This window comes from Streptomyces sp. NPDC048353 (assembly GCF_055587165.1).
On the sequence record NZ_JBVJGU010000004.1, the window covers coordinates 41,032 to 62,947 of the forward strand.

At 74.0% G+C, this 21,916-nt stretch carries 19 protein-coding genes and 1 pseudogene; 10 read left to right on the forward strand and 10 right to left on the reverse strand.

Features of this window, described 5'->3' with window-relative positions; translation table 11 throughout:
• Window positions 1–17 precede the first annotated feature (17 nt).
• Entirely contained in the window at window positions 18–1,214 is a 1,197-nt protein-coding gene (locus tag ACZ6RC_RS15455) for an FAD-dependent monooxygenase (RefSeq protein ID WP_469582984.1), read from the forward strand.
• Between the two features lie 73 nt (window positions 1,215–1,287).
• Window positions 1,288–2,193, forward strand: coding sequence for a Gfo/Idh/MocA family protein (locus tag ACZ6RC_RS15460; protein WP_469582988.1), 906 nt, complete (start codon window positions 1,288–1,290; stop codon window positions 2,191–2,193).
• Here the strand turns inward: ACZ6RC_RS15460 and lnt are convergent.
• The 5 genes and pseudogenes from lnt to ACZ6RC_RS15485 form a co-directional block, all read right to left on the reverse strand.
• The gene (gene lnt, locus ACZ6RC_RS15465; RefSeq protein WP_469582991.1) at window positions 2,117–3,880 is read right to left on the reverse strand and encodes an apolipoprotein N-acyltransferase; all 1,764 of its coding nucleotides are present in this window, start codon (window positions 3,878–3,880) and stop codon (window positions 2,117–2,119) included. The two genes, ACZ6RC_RS15460 and lnt, sit on opposite strands and share 77 nt — an antisense overlap.
• A gap of 55 nt (window positions 3,881–3,935) precedes the next feature.
• Window positions 3,936–4,373, reverse strand: coding sequence for a nuclear transport factor 2 family protein (locus ACZ6RC_RS15470; RefSeq protein ID WP_391138383.1), 438 nt, complete (start codon window positions 4,371–4,373; stop codon window positions 3,936–3,938).
• Between the two features lie 200 nt (window positions 4,374–4,573).
• Entirely contained in the window at window positions 4,574–4,789 is a 216-nt protein-coding gene (locus ACZ6RC_RS15475; RefSeq protein WP_391138381.1) for a hypothetical protein, read from the reverse strand.
• A 291-nt stretch (window positions 4,790–5,080) separates the two neighbouring features.
• A complete protein-coding gene (locus ACZ6RC_RS15480; protein WP_391138379.1) occupies window positions 5,081–5,953 on the reverse strand; it encodes an undecaprenyl-diphosphate phosphatase in 873 nt (290 codons plus the stop codon).
• A 243-nt stretch (window positions 5,954–6,196) separates the two neighbouring features.
• A pseudogene (locus ACZ6RC_RS15485) lies at window positions 6,197–6,655 on the reverse strand (winged helix-turn-helix transcriptional regulator); the annotation flags it as partial.
• Window positions 6,656–6,773: 118 nt separating this feature from the next.
• Between ACZ6RC_RS15485 and ACZ6RC_RS15490 the strand changes: the two are divergent.
• Window positions 6,774–7,943, forward strand: a complete 1,170-nt coding sequence (locus tag ACZ6RC_RS15490; RefSeq protein WP_469582996.1) for a thiolase family protein — start codon at window positions 6,774–6,776, stop codon at window positions 7,941–7,943.
• 51 nt (window positions 7,944–7,994) lie between these two features.
• Here the strand turns inward: ACZ6RC_RS15490 and ACZ6RC_RS15495 are convergent, their stop codons facing one another.
• Window positions 7,995–8,798, reverse strand: a complete 804-nt coding sequence (locus ACZ6RC_RS15495) for a TVP38/TMEM64 family protein (RefSeq protein WP_453619447.1) — start codon at window positions 8,796–8,798, stop codon at window positions 7,995–7,997.
• A 68-nt stretch (window positions 8,799–8,866) separates the two neighbouring features.
• Here ACZ6RC_RS15495 and ACZ6RC_RS15500 point away from each other — a divergent pair, with 68 nt between their 5' ends.
• The 3 genes from ACZ6RC_RS15500 to ACZ6RC_RS15510 all read left to right on the forward strand — a co-directional run bounded on the left by ACZ6RC_RS15500 (window position 8,867) and on the right by ACZ6RC_RS15510 (window position 12,207).
• Entirely contained in the window at window positions 8,867–9,565 is a 699-nt protein-coding gene (locus ACZ6RC_RS15500) for a DNA alkylation repair protein (RefSeq protein WP_469582999.1), read from the forward strand.
• A gap of 532 nt (window positions 9,566–10,097) precedes the next feature.
• A complete protein-coding gene (gene tuf, locus ACZ6RC_RS15505; RefSeq protein WP_469583001.1) occupies window positions 10,098–11,276 on the forward strand; it encodes an elongation factor Tu in 1,179 nt (392 codons plus the stop codon).
• A 139-nt stretch (window positions 11,277–11,415) separates the two neighbouring features.
• Window positions 11,416–12,207 carry a spermidine synthase gene (locus tag ACZ6RC_RS15510; RefSeq protein WP_391138582.1) on the forward strand — a complete coding sequence of 264 codons (792 nt, stop codon included), beginning with the start codon at window positions 11,416–11,418 and terminating at the stop codon, window positions 12,205–12,207.
• A 27-nt stretch (window positions 12,208–12,234) separates the two neighbouring features.
• On the opposite strand, the gene ACZ6RC_RS15515 is transcribed toward ACZ6RC_RS15510, so the two are convergent.
• Complete coding sequence (locus ACZ6RC_RS15515) at window positions 12,235–13,584, reverse strand: MFS transporter (RefSeq protein WP_453619453.1); 1,350 nt, start codon at window positions 13,582–13,584, stop codon at window positions 12,235–12,237.
• Window positions 13,585–13,632: 48 nt separating this feature from the next.
• Entirely contained in the window at window positions 13,633–14,763 is a 1,131-nt protein-coding gene (locus ACZ6RC_RS15520; RefSeq protein WP_391138365.1) for a DUF8017 domain-containing protein, read from the reverse strand.
• Window positions 14,764–14,907: 144 nt separating this feature from the next.
• Here ACZ6RC_RS15520 and ACZ6RC_RS15525 point away from each other — a divergent pair, with 144 nt between their 5' ends.
• From ACZ6RC_RS15525 to ACZ6RC_RS15535, 3 genes are all read left to right on the forward strand, one after another.
• Window positions 14,908–15,345: a DUF4442 domain-containing protein gene (locus tag ACZ6RC_RS15525; RefSeq protein WP_391138580.1), complete on the forward strand. Its 438-nt coding sequence runs from the start codon at window positions 14,908–14,910 to the stop codon at window positions 15,343–15,345.
• 376 nt (window positions 15,346–15,721) lie between these two features.
• Window positions 15,722–18,709 carry a glycoside hydrolase family 3 C-terminal domain-containing protein gene (locus ACZ6RC_RS15530; RefSeq protein ID WP_469583006.1) on the forward strand — a complete coding sequence of 996 codons (2,988 nt, stop codon included), beginning with the start codon at window positions 15,722–15,724 and terminating at the stop codon, window positions 18,707–18,709.
• Window positions 18,643–19,356, forward strand: a complete 714-nt coding sequence (locus tag ACZ6RC_RS15535; RefSeq protein ID WP_391138363.1) for a DedA family protein — start codon at window positions 18,643–18,645, stop codon at window positions 19,354–19,356. Before ACZ6RC_RS15530 ends, ACZ6RC_RS15535 begins: the two co-directional genes overlap by 67 nt.
• A gap of 73 nt (window positions 19,357–19,429) precedes the next feature.
• Here the strand turns inward: ACZ6RC_RS15535 and ACZ6RC_RS15540 are convergent, their stop codons facing one another.
• Window positions 19,430–19,960: a gamma carbonic anhydrase family protein gene (locus ACZ6RC_RS15540; protein ID WP_469583009.1), complete on the reverse strand. Its 531-nt coding sequence runs from the start codon at window positions 19,958–19,960 to the stop codon at window positions 19,430–19,432.
• 186 nt (window positions 19,961–20,146) lie between these two features.
• Here ACZ6RC_RS15540 and ACZ6RC_RS15545 point away from each other — a divergent pair, with 186 nt between their 5' ends.
• Window positions 20,147–20,926: an acyltransferase gene (locus ACZ6RC_RS15545; RefSeq protein ID WP_391138361.1), complete on the forward strand. Its 780-nt coding sequence runs from the start codon at window positions 20,147–20,149 to the stop codon at window positions 20,924–20,926.
• A 38-nt stretch (window positions 20,927–20,964) separates the two neighbouring features.
• Here the strand turns inward: ACZ6RC_RS15545 and ACZ6RC_RS15550 are convergent, their stop codons facing one another.
• Window positions 20,965–21,831, reverse strand: a complete 867-nt coding sequence (locus ACZ6RC_RS15550) for an EamA family transporter (protein ID WP_453619460.1) — start codon at window positions 21,829–21,831, stop codon at window positions 20,965–20,967.
• Window positions 21,832–21,916 lie beyond the last annotated feature (85 nt).

Here is a 21,916-nt window from a genome sequence, read left to right on the forward strand (position 1 = left end):
TTTCGAGGGGAGTCGTCATGGAACAGCACCGTGCCGTCGTCGTGGGAGCCGGTATCGGCGGTCTCACCGCCGCCGTCGCCCTCCGCCGTCAGGGCTGGAGCGTGACCGTCCTGGAGCGCGCCGCGGCCCTCGCGCCCGTCGGGGCCGGCATCGCGCTGGCCCCCAACGCCCAGCGCGCCCTGGACGTCGTCGGTCTCGGCGACCGCGTCCGCGAACTGTCCGCCTGGCAGGGCGACGGAGGCATGCGGGCCCCGAACGGCCGCTGGCTCGCCCGTACCAGCGCCCGGGCCGCCGCCGAACGCTTCGGCGGACCGCTCGCCGTGCTCCACCGCGCCACCCTCGTCGACCTCCTCGCCGCCGCCCTCCCCGACGGGGTGATCCGTACGGGGGCCGCCGCGACCCTCGCCGACCCCGGCGACGACCGCCGGCCCGCGACCCTCCGCACCCCCGACGGCGACATCGAGGCCGAACTGGTCCTCGGCGCCGACGGCATCCACTCGGCCGTCCGCCACGCGCTCTTCCCCGACTACACCGGCCTCACCTACTCCGGATTCACCACCTGGCGCGTCGTCGTCCCCACCCCCGGCCGCCCGTTCGCCCCGCACGAGACCTGGGGAGCCGGCCGGCTCTGGGGCACCCAGCCCCTCAAGGACGGCCGGACCTACGCGTACGCCATGGCCCCCGCGCCCGCCGGCGCCCACGCCCCCGACGGCGAGAAGGCCGAACTCCTGCGGCTCTTCGGCGACTGGCACCACCCCGTCCCCGACATCCTCGCCGCCGCCGGCGCCGACGGGGTCCTGCGCCACGACGTCCACCACATGCCGCGGCCGCTGCCCGCCTTCCACCGCGGCCGCGTGGCACTCCTCGGCGACGCCGCGCACGCCATGCAGCCCACCCTCGGCCAGGGCGGCAACCAGGCGATCGAGGACGCCATCGTCCTCGCCCACCACGCCCGACCCGGCCTCCCGCCGAGCCGCGCCCTCGCCGCGTACACCGCCGAACGGCTGCCGCGCACCACGGCGATCGTCCGCAAGGCCGCGCGCACCGGCCGGCTCACCCTGGTCTCCGCCCGCCCCGCCGTCGCCGTCCGGGACACGCTCATCGCCGCGGTCTCCCGCTTCGGACCCGGACTCGTCCTGCGCGGATTCGACGGCATCGCCGACTGGAGGCCCCCGGCCCCGGCCCCCGCCGGACCGCACGGCGGCCCCGCGTAAGCTGACCGGCGCGTGCGGCCGGCAGGGGCCGGCGGACGGACAGCGGCATGCGTGGAACGGCGAAGGAGACCCCGTGAGGATCGGCTGCATCGGACTCGGCGACATCGCGCAGAAGGCCTACCTCCCGGTCCTCGCGGCCCTGCCGGGAGTCGAACTCCACCTCCAGACCCGCACGTCGGCGACCCTGGACCGGCTCGGCGACACCTACCACGTGCCGTCCGCCCGCCGTCACACCGATCTCGACTCCCTCCTCTCCGCCGGTCTCGACGCCGCCTTCGTCCACGCCTCGACCGCCGCCCACGCCGAGATCGCCACCCGGCTGATCGAAGCGGGGGTGGCGACCTACGTCGACAAGCCGCTGGCCTACGAGTACGCCGACTCCGAACGGATCGTGGAGCTGGCCGAGAAGACCGGCGTCAGCCTGGCCGTCGGCTTCAACCGCCGTATGGCCCCCTCGTACGCGCAGTGCCTCGACCACCCGCGCGAGCTGATCCTGCTGCAGAAGAACCGCGTCGGGCTGCCCGAGGACCCGCGCACCCTCGTGCTCGACGACTTCATCCACGTCGTCGACACCCTGCGCTTCCTGCTGCCCGGCGAGGTCGAGCACACGGACGTACGGGCCCGGATCCGCGACGGCCTGATGCACCACGTCGTGCTCCAGCTCTCCGGGGACGGCTTCACCGCCATCGGCATGATGAACCGGATGAGCGGCTCCACCGAGGAGATCCTGGAGGTCTCGGGACAGGACACCAAGCGCCAGGTCCTCAACCTCTCGGACGTCGTTGACCACAAGGGCCAGCCGTCGGTCCGGCGGCGCGGCGACTGGTTCCCGGTGGCCCGCCAGCGCGGCATCGAGCAGGCGGTCCTCGCCTTCCTCGACGCGGTACGGGCCGGCACGCCGCTCAGCGCGCGGGACGCGCTGCTGACCCACGAGCTGTGCGAGCGCGTGGTGCGCGAGTCCCTGACGCAGGCCTCCTGAGCACACCCATGCCCTCGACGGCACAGAGCACGGCGAGCACGGCGACGGCGCCCCACAGCGGCCAGTCGCCGTGGCGTACGTAACCCGTCGCGGACCGCGAGAGCGGCAGGTCGTGCACGGCGGCGGCGCTGCGGTCGGTGACCAGCGGCGCGCCGACGCGCCGCCCGTCGGGGCCGTACACCGCGCTGACGCCCGTCAGGGTCGCGTGCACCACCGGGCGGCCCGACTCCGCGGCGCGCAACGCCGCCAGCGAGGCGTGCTGGGCGGGAGCCCAGCTGTCCTGGAAGGTGGAGGTCGCCGACTGCGCGATCAGGAGTCCGGCGCCCTCCCGGGTCAGCAGGCGGCTCATGTCGGGGAACGCCGACTCGAAGCACACCAGCGGGCCGATCCGCAGGGCCGGACGGCCGTTCTCGGCCGGCAGCGTCATCACCACCGGCGCGGCGCCCCGACGCCGGTCCTCGCCCGCCGCCTTGCCGACCGAGGTCACCCAGCCGAGCACCGCCCGGGCCGGGACGTACTCGCCGAACGGCACCAGCCGCATCTTGTCGTACCGGTCACCGGTCGGTCCGTCCTCCCCGACGAGCACACTGCTCTTGTAGATGCCGGGCCGGTCGGAGCGGCGGGCGTCCACGTTGACCAGTATCGGCGCGTCCACGGCCCGGGCGAGCGCGGTCAGCCGGGCGGTGAGGTCCGGACGGGACGCCAGGTCGGCGCCGACGCTGCTCTCGCCCCAGACGACCAGATCGACGCCTCGGCCCGTCAGCCCCCGCGTCAGCTCCTCGCCCCGGGCGAACCTCCGCTCGGCCCCGTCCGGCCCGTCGAGGACACCGGGCTGGACGACGGCGACGCGTACCGTCCCCCGCTCGCGCGGCGGCGACGCCCCCCACCACACCGACCCCACGGCGAGGCCGCACACCACGAGCCCGACCACACCCGCGCGGCGGCCGGCCGCCGTCGACAGCAGCAGGACCACGGCCGTGTTGACGGCCACCACCAGGAGGCTCACCAGCCATATGCCACCGACCGAGGCGAGCCGAAGGGCGGGGGGAACCTGCCACTGGCTGGCCCCGAGCAGGCCCCAGGGGCCGCCCAGGCCCTCCCAGGACCGTATGAGTTCGACGAGCAGCCAGCCGGAGGGCAGGGCGAGCAGGGAGGCGACGGCGCGCGGACCGGACGGGCCGTCCCCGAGCATCGCCCGCACCAGCCAGCCCCAGGGCACCCACAGGAGCGCGAGCAGGGCCGCGAGGAGGAGCAGGAAGGCGTGCAGGCTCGGGAGCAGCCAGTGGTGGAGGGCCAGCATGAACCCGATGCCGCCCAGCCAGCCCTCGACGGCCGCCCGGCGCGCGGTCGGAGCCGTACGGAGCAGCAGCATCCAGGGGACGAGGGCGACGTAGGCGAGCCACCAGAGCCCGGGGGCGGGGAAGGCGAGCGCGGGCACGGCCCCGAAGAGCACCGCGAGGGCCGCGCGGGCGGCGGAGGAGCGGGGGGCGGGGAGGAGGGCCCGGCCCCGGCCGGGGGCGTACCGGTCGAGGCCCGCGCCGACAGCGGGGTTCGGTCCGGGCTTCCCCCGGCTCTGCTCGGGGGTGCCGTCCGGGTCTTCGTCGGGGGTCCCGTCCGGGTCCCGGTCGGGGCCGGTGCCTGGGCCCGGAGCACGGCGGCGGCCGCGTCGGCCGTACGGAAACCGCATTCCGCGCCTCCAGTCCCACGCCGTCGGGGTGACGCCTCCAGTGTGCGCGTGGCGGCTACAACCGGCGCCATTTCTCGTCCACGGTCACCGACCGCAGCCGCCAGCCGGAGTCCGTACGCCGCAGGGCGAAGGTGTAGCGCCCGCCGCACACGAAGTCCTCGCCGGACTCGAACCGCATCGGGTTCACGAAGTCGGCGCGCACCTCCGCGCTGTCGCCGGGATAGCCGCCGAGGTCCTGGATCTGGACGCGCCGGTTCACGATGAGGTGCTGGCGTACCGGAAAGAGCCGCATCGTCTCCGCGAGCCAGTCGGCCACCTCGGCGGCGGGGCCCTCGATGCCGCCGGAGCCCCGGTAGTCGGCGCGTCCCTCGGCGGTGAACAGCGCCCGGTACCCCGCCCAGTCGGAATCGTCCACGGCCACCGCATACCCGGTGACGAGGTCGTCGATGGCCATCCGGTCCATCACGGTCGCGAGATCCACGCGCTGCGTCATCGGCTCAGTGTCGGGCAGCCGGGGCCCGGGGCCAAGAGCCGTGCGTCAGAGCGGCCGGATCCCGGCGATGCTGTCCCGATGGTCAAGCCGCCCCCGGTGGCCGAGGCGCCGGTGGCCCCGGAGTGCGAGCCGCACCGCACGCTGCGGATCGGCGACTCGACCGTCGTCCTGCGGCCAGGCGGAACGTTCGAGGACCCGCTCTACGCGGCTTCCCAGCGGTGCGGGCGGCCGCCGCGCCACTCCACCAGCTGGGGGTCGTCCAGGATCATGTCGGCGTCCTCGAGTCCCGCGCGGCGCAGGAACTCGACGAGATCGGTGTCGTTGTGCGCCAGGCCGACGATCTGGCCGCGCACGGTGACGCGCCGGCCGCCGCCGGGGGAGGGGCGGTGCACGACGATGGGTGGGTGCCAGGCCATGGTTCCAGGGTGCGGCGTCCGCCCGGGGACCGCTCGGCGGCGAGGAGTGTTCTCTTCGCACGGGGTGCGAACGGGACGCGTCGAACGGCCCTTCGTACACCCTCGCCGACGCCCGCGAGGCGCGGGAGGATCGTCGGGTCCGTTCGGGTGGGGCGCACCCGAGCAGAGTCGCCGGAAACCCCGAGTCCGGCGCCCCTCCACCGCCCGGCGCGCAGCCCGGCTCCCGCCCGGACGGACCGGCCGCCGAACGGCCGGGACTTCCGGAACGCGCCCCGGGGTGGGAGGGGTCGGTCAGCCGGCGGACTCGCCCGCGTGGGGGCTGAGGACGTCCGTGCCGACGAGGATGAAGAGCAGGATGCCGAGCAGGATCCGGTAGATCACGAACGGCATGAAGCTCTTCGTCGTGATGAACTTCATGAACCACGCGATGACGGCGTAGCCGACGGCGAAGGCGATGATCGTCGCGAAGATCGTCGGGCCCCAGGAGACGTGCCCCTCGCCGGCGTCCTTCAGCTCGAAGGCGCCCGAGGCGAGGACGGCCGGGATGGCGAGCAGGAACGAGTAACGGGCCGCCGCCTCGCGGGTGTAGCCCATGAGCAGACCGCCGGAGATCGTCGCGCCGGACCGGGAGACGCCCGGGATCAGGGCCATCGCCTGGCAGAAGCCGTAGATCAGACCGTCGCGTACGCCGAGGTCCTTGAGCGTCTTGCGCTCGCGGACCACCCGGTGGCGGCCGCCGGCCTCGTCCCGCGCGGCCAGCCGGTCCGCGATGCCGAGGACGATGCCCATGACGATGAGCGTGGTGGCGATGAGCCGCAGATCGCGGAAGGGGCCCTCGATCTGGTCCTTGAAGGTCACACCGAGCACGCCGATCGGGATCGAGCCGATGATGACCAGCCAGCCCATCTGGGCGTCGTGGTCGCCGCGCATCGACTTGTCGCGCAGCGAGCGGAACCACGCCGACACGATCCGCGCGATGTCCTTGCGGAAATAGATCAGCACGGCGGTCTCCGTGCCGATCTGGGTGATCGCGGTGAAGGCCGCGCCCGGGTCGTGCCACCCCGCGAAGGCCGCCGTGAGGCGGAGGTGCGCGCTGGAGGAGATGGGAAGGAACTCCGTCAGCCCCTGGACGAGTCCGAGGATGAATGATTCGAACCAACTCATGGGGCTAGGGCCGTCCCGGAATGCTCGTGCGGTCGGATGGAGACCAGGATGCGGCCGCGCGAGCGTCACCCCCCGAGGCCGCCGCGGTCGGATCGGAGATCGACCGCCGGTCGCTGCGCAGCGTACCGTCCCGAGATGACGGGACCGTTCTCAGGTCTCCGAGGGGCTCCGCACGGGGCCGTTCGAAGGGGCGGGGCCCGGTTCGGCGGTCGCGGCGGGGGCCGGCGCGGGGGCCGGCGCGGGGGCCGGGGTGGGGCCCGCCGCCGTCCAGCCGGGCGCGCGGACGTGCGTCGTGAGGTTCGTGGCGTCCGCCTCGCCGCCGCAGCAGGCGCACACGACCCGCGGACTGAGGATCTCGCCGCAGCTGTGCTCGAGGAGCACCGGCCGGTCGTCCTTGTTCACATGCCGGTCGCCCCAGGCCATCAGCGTCAGCAGCACGGGCCCCAGCTCCTCACCGGCCGGCGTCGCCCGGTACTCGAAGCGCCGGGGCCGCTCGCTGTACGGCACCTTCTCCAGGATCCCCGCCTCCACCAGACGCTTCAGCCGCGCGGTGAGGATGTCCCGCGGTGCACCCGTGTTGCGGGCGATCCGGTCGAAGCGGCGCACGCCGAGCGAGATCTCGCGCAGCACGAGCAGGGAGTACTTCTCACCGACCAGGGAGAGGGCGTCGGCGATCGAGCAGGGGCGGGGAGCGGCCTTCATGCGGCAAGCCTAGAGCAGAGGGCAGCGGGTGGGTTTGAAAAGCCAACCGACTGGGCTATGTTACCGACACGTGTTGGTTCGATTTTCCAACTCACCAGGTGATCGAGGAGCCGTCATCATGCGCGACGCCGTCATCGTCGAAGCGGTCCGTACGCCCATAGGCCGGGGAAAGGCCCGCGGCGCGCTGGCCGAGGTCCACCCCGTGGCCCTGCTCTCCCACACCCTCGAGGCGCTGATCACCCGCGCCGGCATCGACCCGGTGCTCGTCGACGACGTCATCGGCGGCACCGTCGACCAGGTCGGCGAGCAGGCCATGAACACCACCCGGTACGCATGGCTGGGGGCGGGCTTCCCCGAGTCCGTGCCCGCCACCACCGTGGACCGGCAGTGCGGCTCCTCGCAGCAGGCCGTGCACTTCGCCGCGCAGGGCGTGATCTCCGGGGCGTACGACATCGTCGTCGCCTGCGGAGTCGAGTCGATGAGCCGCGTCCCCATGTGGTCGAACGTGCCGCCGGGCGCGGATCCCTTCGGCCCCGGGGTCGCCGAGCGCTACCCCGAAGGCCTGGTTCCGCAGGGCGTCAGCGCGGAGCTGATCGCCGCCAAGTGGTCCCTCGGACGGGAGGCGATGGACGACTTCGCCGCCGCCTCGCACGCGAAGGCGGCGCGCGCCTGGGAGGCCGGGCTCTTCGACGCCGAGGTCGCCCCCTACGGCGACGTCCGCCGTGACGAGTCCGTCCGCCCCTCGACGACGCCCGAGATCCTGGCCGGCCTGCGGCCCGCCTTCCAGGACCCGGTCTTCGCCGAACGCTTCCCGCAGATCGACTGGTCGGTGACCGCGGGCAACAGCAGCCCGACCAACGACGGCGCCTCGGCCGTGCTCGTGATGGCGGCGGAGACCGCCGAACGCCTCGGCCTGCGGCCGCTCGCGCGGCTGCACGGCTTCGCCGTGACCGGTTCCGACCCGCTGCTCATGCTGACCGGCGTCATCCCGGCGACGGAGAAGGTCCTGCGGCGCACGGGCCTCGACCTGGCCGACATCGACCTCTTCGAGATCAACGAGGCCTTCGCGAGCGTGGTGCTCGCCTGGCAGCAGGAGACCGGCGCCGACCCGGACAAGGTCAACGTCCACGGCGGCGCGATCGCACTCGGCCACCCCCTCGGCGCCAGCGGCACCCGTCTCACGACCACCCTGGTCCACGCGCTGCGGGCACGCGGCGCGCGGTACGGCCTGCAGGCGATGTGCGAGGCGGGCGGCCTGGCCAACGCGATGGTGGTCGAAGCGCTCTGAGGAGACGTCACGGGTGGGCTGCCGGACCGGGCGCGGGGGCGATTTGCGCCGCTATCCCCGCTCCCTGTCCGGACCGCCCCGCACGCCCGCGCCCATTCCGGCCCCGGCCAGCGGGCGTTCCGCCTCGACGCGCTCCGGCGACGGGGCCGCCGCCTTCGCCCGGAGGCTGTGCCGCTTGCGCCAGGCGACGACCGCCGCCGCGAGGCCGGACAGCACGATGAACCCCATCGAGATCAGAAAGGCGGGCGAGGTCGGGGAACCGGCCTGGCTGCCCGCCACCACGTACGCCGCCGTGTTGGGGATCGACCCGATCCCGGTGGCGAGCAGGAACGGCGCGTACCCCATGCGGGAGACCGCCGCGCAGTAGTTGGCCGCGGCGAACGGCACCCCGGGGAAGAGCCGGATCGCCAGCATCGAGCGGAACCCGTGCCGGCTCAACTGCCCGTCGGCCGCCTTCAGCCAACGGCCCCGCACCAGCGGCCGCAGCGCCTCCTGACCCAGCAGGCGCCCGAGCGTGAAGGAGATCCCCGCCCCGAGGACCGTCCCCGCCACGGCCGCCCCGAGCCCGGCCTGAGTGCCGAACAGCGCGCCCGCCGCCAGGTTGAGGATCGGCCGGGGCACGAAGGCCGCCGTGCAGAGCCCGTACGCGAGGCCGAACAGCACCACGGCCCCCGCACCGCTCATCTGGGGTGGCCAGCCCTCGGCGAGGAGCCGCTGGGGCTCGAACAGCACCACCGTCGTCGCGGCGCACACCAGCACGACGGCGAGGAGGGAGAGCCGAGCCCGGGGCGAGAGCAGCGCCCGGGAGCAGCGGAGAGCGAGGGAGCCCGGCGGCCGGGTGACGGGGGCAGGCATCAGGGGAGACTAACCGAAGAGGACATGTGATCGCCGTAATGTCCGTCATCCACCGTACTGTGAGATGCATGACGATCGCCGTGCCCGACAGCGCTCTCGCCGACGCCGTACTGGCCCGCCTGGTGAAGGTCTACCCGTCCGCCGCGAACCCCTTCCGGGCGCAGGAGCAGATCGCCTACATGAAGGGTGTCGCGCCCTTTCTCGGCCTGCGCACCCCCGAGCGGCGCGCCCTCTCCCGCACCGTCCTGGACGGCCTCGCGCGCCCCGGCGAGGACGACTGCGCGGCCGTCGCCCTCCGCTGCTTCGCCCTCCCCGAGCGGGAGTACCACTACTTCGCGGTCGACTATCTCCGCCGCCACGTGAGGAGTTGCTCCTCGGACTTCCTGCCCGTCGCCCGGCAGCTCGTCACCACCGTCTCCTGGTGGGACACCGTCGACCACCTCGCCGCACATGTGGTGGGCGGGCTCGTGGCCGCCGACCCCGGCCTCGCGGCCCGCATGGACGAGTGGATCGAGGACGACGACCTGTGGGTGGCGCGCACCGCGCTCCTGCACCAACTCCGGTTCAAGGCCGCCACCGACACGGAGCGCCTCTTCGCCTACTGCCTGCGCCGTTCCTCGCACCCGGACTTCTTCATCCGCAAGGCGATCGGCTGGGCGCTGCGCGAGTACGCGAAGACCGCGCCCGGGGAGGTGCGGGCCTTCGTCGGGGCGAACGAGGGGCGGCTCTCGCCGCTCTCCGTACGCGAAGCCCTGAAGAACATCTGACGGTTGCCGGTGTCGGCCCCGTCCTGGCGGCCGTGGGCCGGTGATCGGGGGGTGTGAACGGTGGGATCGGGGGCATGCGCGTGGGGAGCGCATGGGACCGCTCTGGATATGCGGGGCTCCGCCGAACTCCCCCCTCGGCGGGCCTCCGGGTGGCGAAGGGCCCGCACCACGTGGTGCGGGCCCTTCGCACGGGCGGACCCGCCTGCTGCGGGCAGGCGTCCTGGATGACCTCGCCGCCGGCGACGGGGGCGGTTCCCCCCGGTCGTACCGGCCGGGAAAATCGTTCGACGCCGACGGCCCGTCCCGCCATGATCGTGGGCATGTCCCGGTACGCCTTCCTCGCAGCACGGCCCGCAGTCGCGGCCGCGCCGAAGGCTGCCGATGCTCCCCTCGCCTCCTTCGCGTACTCCGCCGCCGCTTTCGACGGCGCCCGAAGCTGACCCTCCCCGGATCGTCCGGCGGACCCCGTAGGGGGAGGGTCGGTTCGGCCCCGGGGTCCCCTCACGCTTCGAGCTCGAGGAAGAGCGAAACCATGCCCAAGACGGCATACGTGCGCACCAAGCCGCACCTCAACATCGGCACCATGGGCCACGTCGACCACGGCAAGACCACCCTGACCGCCGCCATCACCAAGGTCCTCAGCGAGCGCGGCACCGACAGCCCGACGTCCTACGTCTCCTTCGACCGGATCGACCGCGCGCCCGAGGAGGCGCAGCGCGGCATCACCATCAACATCGCGCACGTCGAGTACGAGACCGACACCCGCCACTACGCCCATGTCGACATGCCGGGCCATGCCGACTACGTCAAGAACATGGTCACCGGCGCGGCCCAGCTCGACGGGGCGATCCTCGTCGTGTCGGCGCTCGACGGGATCATGCCGCAGACCGCCGAGCACGTCCTGCTGGCCCGTCAGGTCGGCGTCGACCACATCGTGGTGGCCCTCAACAAGGCCGACGCGGGCGACGACGAGCTGACGGACCTGGTCGAGCTGGAGGTACGGGAGCTGCTGACCGCGCACGGTTACGGCGGCGACTCCGTCCCGGTCGTACGCGTCTCCGGCCTCCGGGCCCTGGAGGGCGACCCGCGCTGGACCGGGGCGATCGAGGCGCTCCTCGACGCGGTGGACACGTACGTGCCCATGCCCGTGCGCTATGTGGAGGCGCCGTTCCTGATGTCCGTCGAGAACGTCCTCACCATCACGGGGCGCGGCACCGTGGTCACGGGGGCGGTCGAGCGGGGCACGATCCGCGTCGGCGACCGCGTCGAGGTCCTCGGCGCGGACACCGAGACGGTCGTCACCGGGGTGGAGACCTTCGGCAAGCCCATGGAGTCGGCGGAGGCGGGGGACAACGTGGCGCTGCTGCTGCGCGGGGTCCCACGGGACGCCGTCCGACGCGGCCACGTGGTGGCGGCGCCGGGCAGTGTGGTGCCGCGCCGCCGGTTCACCGCCCAGGTGTACGTCCTGTCGGCGAAGGAAGGCGGCCGCACGACGCCGGTCTCCACCGGCTACCGGCCGCAGTTCTACATCCGCACGGCGGACGTGGTCGGCGACGTCGACCTCGGCGTCACCGCCCTCGCGCGCCCCGGCGACACGGTCACCATGGCCGTCGAACTCGGCCGCGACGTACCGCTGGAGCCGGGCCTCGGTTTCGCGATCCGCGAGGGCGGCCGCACGGTCGGCGCCGGGACGGTCACGTCCGTGGGGTGACGGCCGCCGGCCCGCCGGCCGGGGCGAGCGGGGTGGGGGGACCGCCCCCCGCCCCGCTCGGCACAATGGGGAGGTGAACGAGAGCGCGAACGAGCAGATCCCCGTCGTGCGGGATGTCGATCAGGGTGTCGCCCGGCTCATGCCCGACGTCGACCGGGCGCGGGCGTGGCTGCTGACCGTCGACGGGGCGCCCCAGTCGTACGTCGACCTGGATGAGCCGGCGTATCTGGAGTTCGAGTACACGCGCCGGCTCGCCCACGTCCTCGACAGCGCCGCCGACGAGGGCGAGCCCCTCGATGTCCTGCACCTGGGGGGTGGGGCGCTCACCCTGCCGCGTTACGTCGCCGCCACCCGGCCCGGTTCGCGGCAGGAGGTGATCGAGGCCGACCGGGGGTTGCTGGCCCTGGTCGGGGAGCGGCTTCCGCTGCCGGAGGGTTCGGGGGTCGCCGTGCACGCGGCGGACGCCCGTGCCTGGCTGGAGGAGGCGCCGGAGGGGGCGGTGGACGTGCTGGTCGCCGACGTGTTCGGCGGCTCGCGGGTGCCCGCGCATCTGACCTCGGTCGAGTACGCGCGGTCCGCCCGGCGCGTCCTGCGGCCCGGCGGGCTCTATGCCGCCAACCTCGCCGACGGCACCCCCTTCGCCTTTCTCCGCTCCCAACTCGCCACGTTCGCCGCCGTCTTCCCCGAACTCGCGCTGATCGCCGAACCCGCCGTCCTGCGCGGACGCCGCTTCGGCAACGCCGTTCTCGTCGCCTCCGACGCGGAGATCGACACGGCCCGCCTGGCCCGCCGCGCGGCCGCCGACGCGTTCCCGGCGCGGGTGGAGTACGGCGCCTCGCTCGCCCGCTTCACCGGCGACGCCCGGCCCGTCCACGACGAGGACGCCGTGCCCTCTCCGGTACCGCCGGACGGGTCTTTCAGCATCGGGTGACACGCCCCGGCGAGGGCGTCGGGCGCCCTACGGCCGCGCAGGCGCGGCGGGGGCCGCGCGGGGGACGGCGCCCTCGTCAAGGCCCGTCACCCGCTTCGTACGCCGCGTCAGGTTCCGTACGTCCGGGACCAGCAGCACCAGCCCCGTCACCACCACGATCAGCGCCGCCGAACCCCACAGCGCCGACCCGCGCCCGAAGACGTTCTCCGCGGGGCCCGCGAGCGCCGTCGACAGCGGCAGCATCGCCGTCGAGCCGAAATAGTCGTACGCCGAGACCCGCGACAGCTTCTCCTCCGGGATCTCCTGGTGCAGCGTCGTCATCCAGGCCACGCCGAACACCTCGATCGCCGCTCCGCTGACGAACATGGCGACGGAGACCCCGACGACGTCCAGAGGCACCGCGAGCGCCGCCGAGGGCAGCGCGATCGGGAACACCCCCAGCGTCCCCACGAGCAGCATCCGCCGCGGTTTCCACCGCATCATCAGCAGCGCGCCGCACAGCATCCCCGCGCCGAAAGCGGCCAGTGCCAGCCCCCAGGGCCGGGCCCCGCCCAGATGGTCCCGGGCGACCAGCGGCCCGTACACGGACTCGGTCGCGCCGATCAGCGCCACCACGATGGAGAACTGCGCGACGATCGACCAGAGCCACGGGCGCCCGACGAACTCCCGCCAGCCCTCCCGCAGATCGGAGAGGAGACCGCCGCCCGGCTGCCGGGCGGCGATGTGACCGACGTCGAGGAAGGCGCGCAGCGCCCCGGCGACGGCGAAGGCCGCCGCGTCGATGGCGAGCACCCATCCCGGGCCGACGGCGGCGATCATCGCGCCGCCCAGCGCGGCTCCGCCGATCCCGGCGCCGTGCATGCCCATCCGGAAGAGCGCGAAGGCCCGGCTGACCTGTTCGCCGCTGACGCTGGACATCAGCATGCCCTCGGCGGCAGGACTGAAGAAGGCCTGGCCCGTGCCGCACAGCGCGGTCAGGGCCATCATCTGCCACAGCTGCGGGTCGCCGGTCAGGACGAGGACCGCGAACGCGCCCTGCGAGACGCAGTTGAGGGCGTTGGCCGCCACCATCACGCGGTGGCGGGGGAGGCGGTCGGCCAGGGCGCCGCCGATCAGCAGGAAGAGGACGAGCGGCAGCGTACGGGCCGCCGCCACGAGGCCCACGTCGCCGGCGTCGCCACCGGAGTGGAGGACGGCGAACGCCGCCGCGATCAGCGCCCCGTGCGTACCGAGGTTGGTGATGATCGCGGCGGCGGTCAGCAGCAGATAGTTGCGCCCCGCCCACTCGGGGCGGCGCGAGCGCCACCGGGACGAGGGAGCGGGAGGCGGCGGCGGGACGACCGGAGGGGAGGGGGGTGGGGCGGCGGGAGAGCTCACTGTGGGACTATCCCCGCCGCCGCCCCCTCGGACCAAGCGATTTACCGGTCAGGAGGTCGCCGGTGCCAGCCGCACGGTGGAGAGGATCTGCCGGATCACGGCGTCCGACAGTTCGTCCTTGACGTTGTCCGCGCCGTAGAGCACCCACGAGGAGAAGTCGCCCTGCGCGTTCTTGAAGGAGAACGCGATGGACTTCCCGTCCGCCTCGCACTTGTTCCGCTTCTTGATCCCGGGCGCGACCGCCGTCGACATGCTGCCCTTGAGGCCGGACTTGGTGGTGTACGGCACGGACTTGGTGATCTTGATGGTGCCCTTGGGCATGTGCTGCGCGTACCCGGCCCACACCCAGTTGCCGGCCTCGTTGAACGCGGCCTCGTCGGTGTTCTTGGCGCCCTGACCGCCCTTGGTGCCCACGCTGCTCAGGCCCCAGCTCTCGTCGGTGCCGTTCTTGTCCTCGTCGAACGTGCACCACTTGCTCTTGTACCGGGCGGGCGCCGACATCGTGACGACGGGGCTGCCGTCGTTCTTCTTCTCGTCCTCGAAGAACGTGACCGAGCCGGGCTTCAGCAGCTCCCACTCGGGCGGCACGTCGAACAGCGTGCCGTACTTGGGGTTGTGGACGACCTTCCAGCCCGGGATCGTCGGCTGGAGTTCGGCGTCGTCCCGCGGGTTGTCGAGGGCGGAGGAGGACGGTGAGGGGGGCTGGGAGGCCGACGTGGACGGCTTGGGGTCGTCCGCGACGGAGTTCTTGTCGTCGTCCCCGCCGATGACGAGGAAGCCGGTGACTCCCGCGGCCACGACCACGGCGGTCGCCGCCACGATCGCGATCAGCGTCGTCTGCTTCTTCTTGCCGCCGTCCGGACCACCGCCCGGCTGCACGGGACCCGGCATGCCGTACTGCGCCACGGTCGGCTGCTGGTACGGGTTCGGCTGCGGGTGTCCGGGCTGCCCCGGCTGCTGGGGATAGCCCTGAGGCGGCTGCTGCGGGTACCCGGGCTGACCCTGCGGCTGCGTCGGCGGCTGCTGCGGGTATCCCGGCTGCGGCTGCGTGGGCTGCTGATACGGGTTCGGCTGCTGCGGGTAACCCGGCTGCGGCTGCGTCGGCGGCTGCTGGTACGGGTTCTGGTTCTGGTCCTGCGGGTTCTGCTCGCCCCCGGGCGGCTGCTGTCCTGGCCACATGGCCAGTAACCATAGAGGTGCGGCGGGGACGCGGCTACGCCCGCCCCCGTCCTGACCCGCGCCCGCTCTCCGCCCGGGCCTGCGGGGACGGGGATGGTCATCGTGGCTACTCGCGGGTAACATTCGTGCATGAGCGCAGACCAGATGTCCGTCGGCGAGATGCTCGCCGCCACGGTTCCCATGGCCAGGACCCTCAACCTCGAGTTCCTGGAGACCACTTCCGAGCGCGCCGTCGTCCGCATGCCGGACCAGGCCGACTACCACAACCACGTCGGCGGCCCGCACGCCGGAGCGATGTTCACGCTGGCCGAGTCCGCCAGCGGGGCCATCGTCCTCGCCGCCTTCGGCGACCAGCTGAGCCGCGCGGTGCCGCTCGCCGTCAAGGCGGAGATCGGCTACAAGAAGCTCGCCATGGGCGTCGTCACCGCCACGGCGACCTTGGGCCGCCCGGCCGCCGAGGTCGTCGCCGAGCTGGACGCCGGCGAGCGCCCCGAGTTCCCCGTCCGGATCGCCATCACCCGCGAGGACGGCGCCGTGACCGGCGAGATGACCGTCGTCTGGACCCTGCGCCCGAACTCCTGACACCGCACGGGGGCTCGGGCGGCTACCGGCGCTTGCGACGTGCGTCCGCGTGCGCCGCGAGCGTGCAACACGGGCGGGGTCGGCTCCGACCTGCGCGAGCATGCGTCCGTGGGCGCCGCGCGCGTGCGCCGTACCGGCGTCCGGTCTCCGTCCCGTCACGGGCGCCCGGCTTCCCGCCCGCCGTCGGCGTCTGGCTCCGTCCCGCCGTCGGCGTCCGGCTCCGCCCGGCCTCCCGTGGGTCGTCACGGACGCCCCCGCACCTCTTCGGGTGCGGGGGCGGCCGTGTCTCGGGGCACTGCCCCGGAAACCGACGGGCCGTCACGCATAGTGCGCAGGACAGCCACACGGCATCCGCGCCCGCGAAGGAGCAGCCACCTTGTCCGACGTCCCGCCCCGTCCGCTGCCGTCCGCTCCCGCGACCTCCCCCTCGCCTTCCCCTCCGTCTGCGCTTCCGGCCTCGTCTCGGGCAGGGGACGGGGCCCGTGCGACCGGTGCGGCACGGACGCAGGAGCGGGCGCTGCCGCGGCGCGGGCTGCTGCTCCTGCTCGGCGGCGCCGCCGCCCTCGCGGCCGTCACCGGGGCGACCGCCGCCGCGGCCGCCCCCGCGCGCCGGCCCTCCGGTCCGGGCGGCGACCCGACCGACGGCGCGGCCCCCGAGCCGGTCCCCGACCGCGTCGCGGACCTGCTCGCCCGGCTCACCTTCGACGAGAAGATCTCCCTGCTGCACGGCGCGAGCGACCCCGAGAACCTCGGCCAGGCCGGTTACGTCCCCGGCGTCCCCCGCCTCGGCATCCCGGCGCTGCGGCTCGCCGACGGCCCCGCCGGGGTCCGGGTCCGCCGCACCGCCACCGCGCTGCCCGCGCCCGTCATGCTCGCCGCCGCCTTCGACCCCGGCCTCGCCCGCGACTACGGCCGGGTCCTCGGCCGCGAGGGCCGCGCCCTCGGCCAGGACGTGATGCTCTCCCCGATGGTCAACCTCATCCGCACGCCGTACGCCGGGCGGAACTTCGAGACCTTCTCCGAGGATCCCCTCCTCACCGCCGACCTGGCCGCCGAGCAGATCCGGGGCATCCAGGCCGAGGGGATGGTCGCCACCGTGAAGCATCTCGCCCTGAACAACCAGGAGAAGGACCGGATGACCGTCGACGTCCGGGCCGGGGAGCAGACCCTCCACGAGACCGAGCTGCGCGCCTTCGAGGCCGCCGTCGCCGCCGGGGCCGGCGCCGTGATGGCCGCGTACAACAAGGTCGACGGCTTCCACGCCACCGAGAGCCGGACGCTGCTCACCGACATCCTGCGCGACCGCTGGGGCTTCGACGGCTGGGTGATGAGCGACTGGGGCGCCGTCCACTCCACGGGCCCCGCCCTCACCGCGGGCCTCGACATGGAGATGCCCGGCGGCCGCCACTTCGGCACGCCCCTGCGCACCGCCGTACGCGAGGGCCGGGTCGCCGAGGCCGACGTCGACAGGGCGGTACGGCGGCAGCTGACCGTACGGGAGCGGTACGGGCTGCTCGGCGGGGCGACGACGGACGGGACGACGGCCGGGACACCAGACGGGCCGACGGGTACGGCCGGGGCCGCTGACGCGGCCGGGGCCGCGGGTGCCGGAGTCGCCGCTTCCCCCCTCCCGGCGCCGGAGCGGGCGAGGCCCCGGCGGGACGCCGCGGCGGGCTCCGCGTTCGCGCTGCGGGTCGCCACGGCCGGGGCGACCCTCCTCCGCAACGAGCGGGGCGCCCTGCCGCTGACCGGCGCCGCCGCCCGGTCGATCGCCGTCATCGGTCCGACCGGAGCCGTCCCGTTCGTCAGCGGCGGCGGCAGCGCCCACGTCGTCCCCGACGCGGCCAGCAGCCCGCTCGACGCCCTCCGGGAGCGGGCGGGCGACGACGCCACGGTCACGTACACCCTCGGCGAGGACGTGTTCGGCACGGCCCTGCCGGCCCTAGAACCGGCGACCGACCTGGACGGGGTCACGGTCGCCCCCGGCGCGACCTGGACCTACGAGGGCACGCTCACGGTCACGGACCCCGACGAGTGGACCTTCCTCGTCCACCACGGCGGAGCACGGCCGTCCGTGACCCTCGACGGAGTCGAGCTCTTCCCCGCGGCGCCCGGCCCCGGGCAGGTCTACGCCGGCGGCATCGCGGGCCGCGCCCCCGACGGCCTCCTCGTCCGCCGCACCGCCCGCACGCTCACCGCCGGCCCCCACCGCCTCACGGTCACGGCGCAGGGCGGCGCGCAGGGACAGGCGTTCCGGCTCCGCGCGAAGACGACGGCCGGACGCGCGGCGGACATGGCGGAGGCGGCGCGGGCGGCCTCGGCCGCCGAGAGCGTGGTGCTCTTCGCCTTCGAGGAGGCCACCGAGGGCCGGGACCGGTCGCGCCTCGCGCTCCCGGGCCGGCAGGAGGCCCTCATCGAGGCCGTGACCGCCGCCAACCCCCGGACGACCGTCGTCCTGAACACCTCGTCGGCGGTCACCATGCCGTGGCTCGACCGGACCGCCGCCGTCCTGCAGATGTACTACCCCGGGCAGGAGGGCGCGGCCGCCACGACCGCGGTCCTGTTCGGCGACGCCGAGCCCGGCGGCCGCCTCACCCAGACCTTCCCGGCCGCCGAGGACCGCCACCCCACGGCGGGCGACCCGCGCCGCTATCCCGGGGAGGGCGGAGCCGTGGAGTACTCCGAGGGCATCCACGTCGGACACCGCTGGTACGACGCCGAGGGCGTGGAGCCGCTCTTCCCCTTCGGGCACGGCCTCTCGTACACGACCTTCGTCTACGGGCGCCTGGTGGTCACACCGGCGCCCGCCTCCCCACCCGTACCGGACACGTCTCCGAACGCCTCGCCCGCCACGGCGGGGGGCGCGTCCGCCGAGGCCGGGCTCTCGGTCTCCTTCACCGTCCGCAACACGGGCGACCGGGCCGGCACGGAGGTCGCGCAGGTCTATCTCGGCCCCTCGCCCGACCTCGCGGCGCTGGGCGTGGACCAGCCCCGTCAATGCCTCGCCGGCTATCTCCGGATCGACCTCGAGCCCGGGGAGCGACGGCGGGTGACCGTGCCGTCAGCGCCCGGACCCTGTCCTCCTGGGACGTGGCACGGCACGACTGGGTCCTCGGCACCGGGCGGCGCACGGTCCGCGTGGGCTCCTCCTCGCGGGCACCCAGGCTCTCCGCCGACGTCACCGTCCGTTCCCGGTGAGCAGGTAGGCTTCCCCGGCGTGCGCGACGCCGCGCACGCCAACGACCTTGGGCCGACAGGCGAGCCCGGAGTTCACGGTCGATACGGGAGGAACTCGCGTTGCACGTCCAGGAATGGCTGGAGACGATCCCCGCGGTCGCCATCTACGCGCTGGTGGGAGTGGTGATCGGGCTGGAGAGCCTGGGCATTCCGCTGCCCGGTGAGATCGTCCTCGTCAGCTCGGCCCTGCTCGCCTCGCAGCACGGCGACATCAACCCGTACGTCCTCGGCGCCTGCGCCACCGCCGGCGCGATCATCGGCGACTCGATCGGCTACGCCATCGGACGCCGGGGCGGCCGGCCGCTGCTGGCCTGGCTGGGGAAGAAGTTCCCCAAGCACTTCAGCGAGGGCAACATCGCGCTCGCGGAGCGGTCCTTCGAGAAGTGGGGCATGTGGGCGGTCTTCTTCGGCCGCTTCGTCGCCCTGCTGCGGATCTTCGCCGGACCGCTCGCGGGCGTCCTGCGCATGCCGTACTGGAAGTTCCTCATCGCCAACGTCTTCGGCGGCATCCTCTGGGCCGGCGGCACGACGGCCGTCGTCTACTCGGTCGGTGTGGTCGCCGAGGCGTGGCTGAAGCGCTTCTCGTGGCTGGGCTTGGTCCTCGCCGTCGTGGTCGGCCTCACCTCGATGCTCGTCCTCAAGAACCGCGCCAAGAAGGCGGCGGACCGGGTCGAGGCCGAGCGGGCCGCGTCCGTGGCGGCCGAGTCGGCCCCGGCCGCCCCCACGGCCGCCGCCGCGGCGTCGACGAAGGAGCCCGTGCCGGTCGCGGAGTAGAAGCGGCGGCCGCCACGACCACGGCGGTACGACGAGGGGCGCGGCGCCGTGACGGTGCCGTGCCCCTCGCGCGTCAGTCCTCGTAGATCTCGGCGTGGGCCTTCGCCAGATGCAGGTACATCTCGGCGTTGAGCCGGATGCCGTCCCGCTCCTCCTGCGTCAGCTCGCGCCGGACCTTCGCCGGCACGCCCGCGACCAGCGAGCCGGGCGGCACCTGCATCCCCTGTGGCACGAGCGCCTGTGCGGCGACGAGGGAGCCGGCGCCGATGCGGGCGCCGTTGAGGATCGTCGCCCCCATGCCCACCAGGACGTCGTCCTCGACGGTGCAGCCGTGGACCGTGGCGTTGTGGCCGACCGTGACCCGGTCGCCGATCGAGACGGGGAAGCCGGGGTCGACGTGCACGGTGCAGTTGTCCTGGACGTTCGAGTCCTCGCCGATCGCGATCGGCCCGCAGTCGGCGCGCAGCACGGCGTGGTACCAGATGCCGGCGCGGGCGCCGAGCGTGACGTCGCCCAGCACGACGGAGGTCGGGGCCGTGAAAGCGGTGGGATCGATCCGCGGCTCCTTGCCGCCCACACCCTTGATCAACGCCTGCTCGGTCATCGTCCGCTCCTGATCGCTCGCTGTTCGGTCGCGCCTTGGGGCACCCTACGAGATGGCGTGCGCGCGCCCGCGGCCCGCCAATGGGCCGGTGGACGCGCCGGGGCGGGCGACCCGCGCCCGCACCCGTAACGGACATCACAACGCGCGTCGCCGATCGGTCGCGGCGGGGGCGACTACCGTGTGCGGGTGCCCAGGAACAGAAACACGTTCTCGTCTCTCGCCGGCCGACGGCGCCGCCTCGTGGCCCGCGTCGTGCGGGCCGGCTGGCGCTGGGCGCAGGAAGCCGGCGCCGTGACCGCCGAATCGCCGGGGCGCCTGCGGTTCCGCCGCATCGGCGCGGGAACCCGGCTGGCGTTCCCGCAGGGCACCGTCTTCGGCGAGCGCTGGATCGAGATCGGCGAGCACTGCATCATCGCCGAACAGGTCACCCTCACCGCGGGCATGATGCCCGGCCTCGACCTCGGCCCGGACTCCATCCTGACCCTCGGCGACGGTGTGGTCCTGGGCCGCGGCAGCCACGTCATCGCCGACACGACGGTGACGATCGGCTCGGAGACGTACTGCGGGCCGTACGTCTACATCACGTCCACCAACCATAGTTACGACGATCCGCACGTGCCGATCGGCAGGCAGTGGCCGCGCTCCGAACCCGTGGAGATCGGGCCCGGCTGCTGGCTGGGCACGGGCGCGGTGATCCTGCCGGGCGCGCGGATCGGCCGCAACGTCGTCGTCGCGGCGGGTGCGGTCGTACGGGGGGAGGTGCCGGACCACGCGGTGGTGGCCGGGGCCCCGGCCCGCGTGGTGCGCCGCTGGGACCCGGAGCAGGGCTGGCAGCCGCCGATCCGGACGCCGGCGCCGGTGCCGATCCCGGAGGGCGTGACGCCCGAACAGCTCGCCGCGCTCGCCGAACTGGAGCTGGCGGAGGCGGTCGAGGGCGAACTGAAGGACGCCCTCAAGGACGCCTGACCCCGCTCCCGCCCTCCCCCGGCGCGCCCCGCCGTCCCTCAGCCCGTCGCGAGCAGGACCGTCCCCACCAGGGCGAGACCCGCGCCCGCCGCCTGGACGGCCCGCAGCCGTTCCTTCAGGACTCCGCGCGCGGCGAGCGCCGTCACGACCGGGTAGAGGTTGGCGAGGACGGCGGCGATGGTGACCGGGCCGTTCTGCGCGGCGATCGAGTACGTGCCGTTGGCGGCGACGTCGGCCAGGCCGACGAAGGCGAGCGCCGGGAGGGCCGCCCACACGACCCGCATCCCGCCGTCCTCCGGCAGCGCCCGCCCGCCCCGCTTCACCGAGACGACCAGCGCGCCGCCGCCCACCAGGACGTTCGTGACGCGCTGGACGAACAGCGCCAGGAAGAGGCCGGTCAGCGTCGAGGAGGCCTCGGCGATGAGGGCCATCACGGAACCGAACCCGAAGGCGGCGACGAGCGTGAGCAGGACCGCCTGGCGCTGGACGGGCGCGCCGCGCAGCTCCGGGCCCCCGGCGAGGACGATGCCGAGGACGGCGACGCCGATCCCGGCGAACTGGAGCAGCCCCGGCCGGTCCCCGATCAGCAGCCCGACCGAGACCGGCACGATGACGCCGAGCGAGCCGAGCGGGGAGACCACACCCATGGGGCCGAGGGCGAGCGCCTTGTAGAAGGCGAGCATCGCGACGGGTCCGACCACGCCCGCCCCCACGGCGTACCAGAGGTCCGGGCCGATCTCCGTCCAGCCGCCCGTCGCGATCACGACCGCGCCGAGGACGACGACCGCGATCGACTGCGAGGCGACGACGACGGTCAGGGCCGGCATGCGCCGGGTGAGCAGTCCGCCGCCGAAGTCGGCCAGGCCCCAGAGCAGAGCGGTGGCCAGGGCGAACAGGGCGGTCATGGAATCCTCGCAGGGTGGGGGTCTCGCAGTACAGTGCGGTGTACAGGCGGGTACACCGCGGTACACCCCACCGTAGTTCACTCCT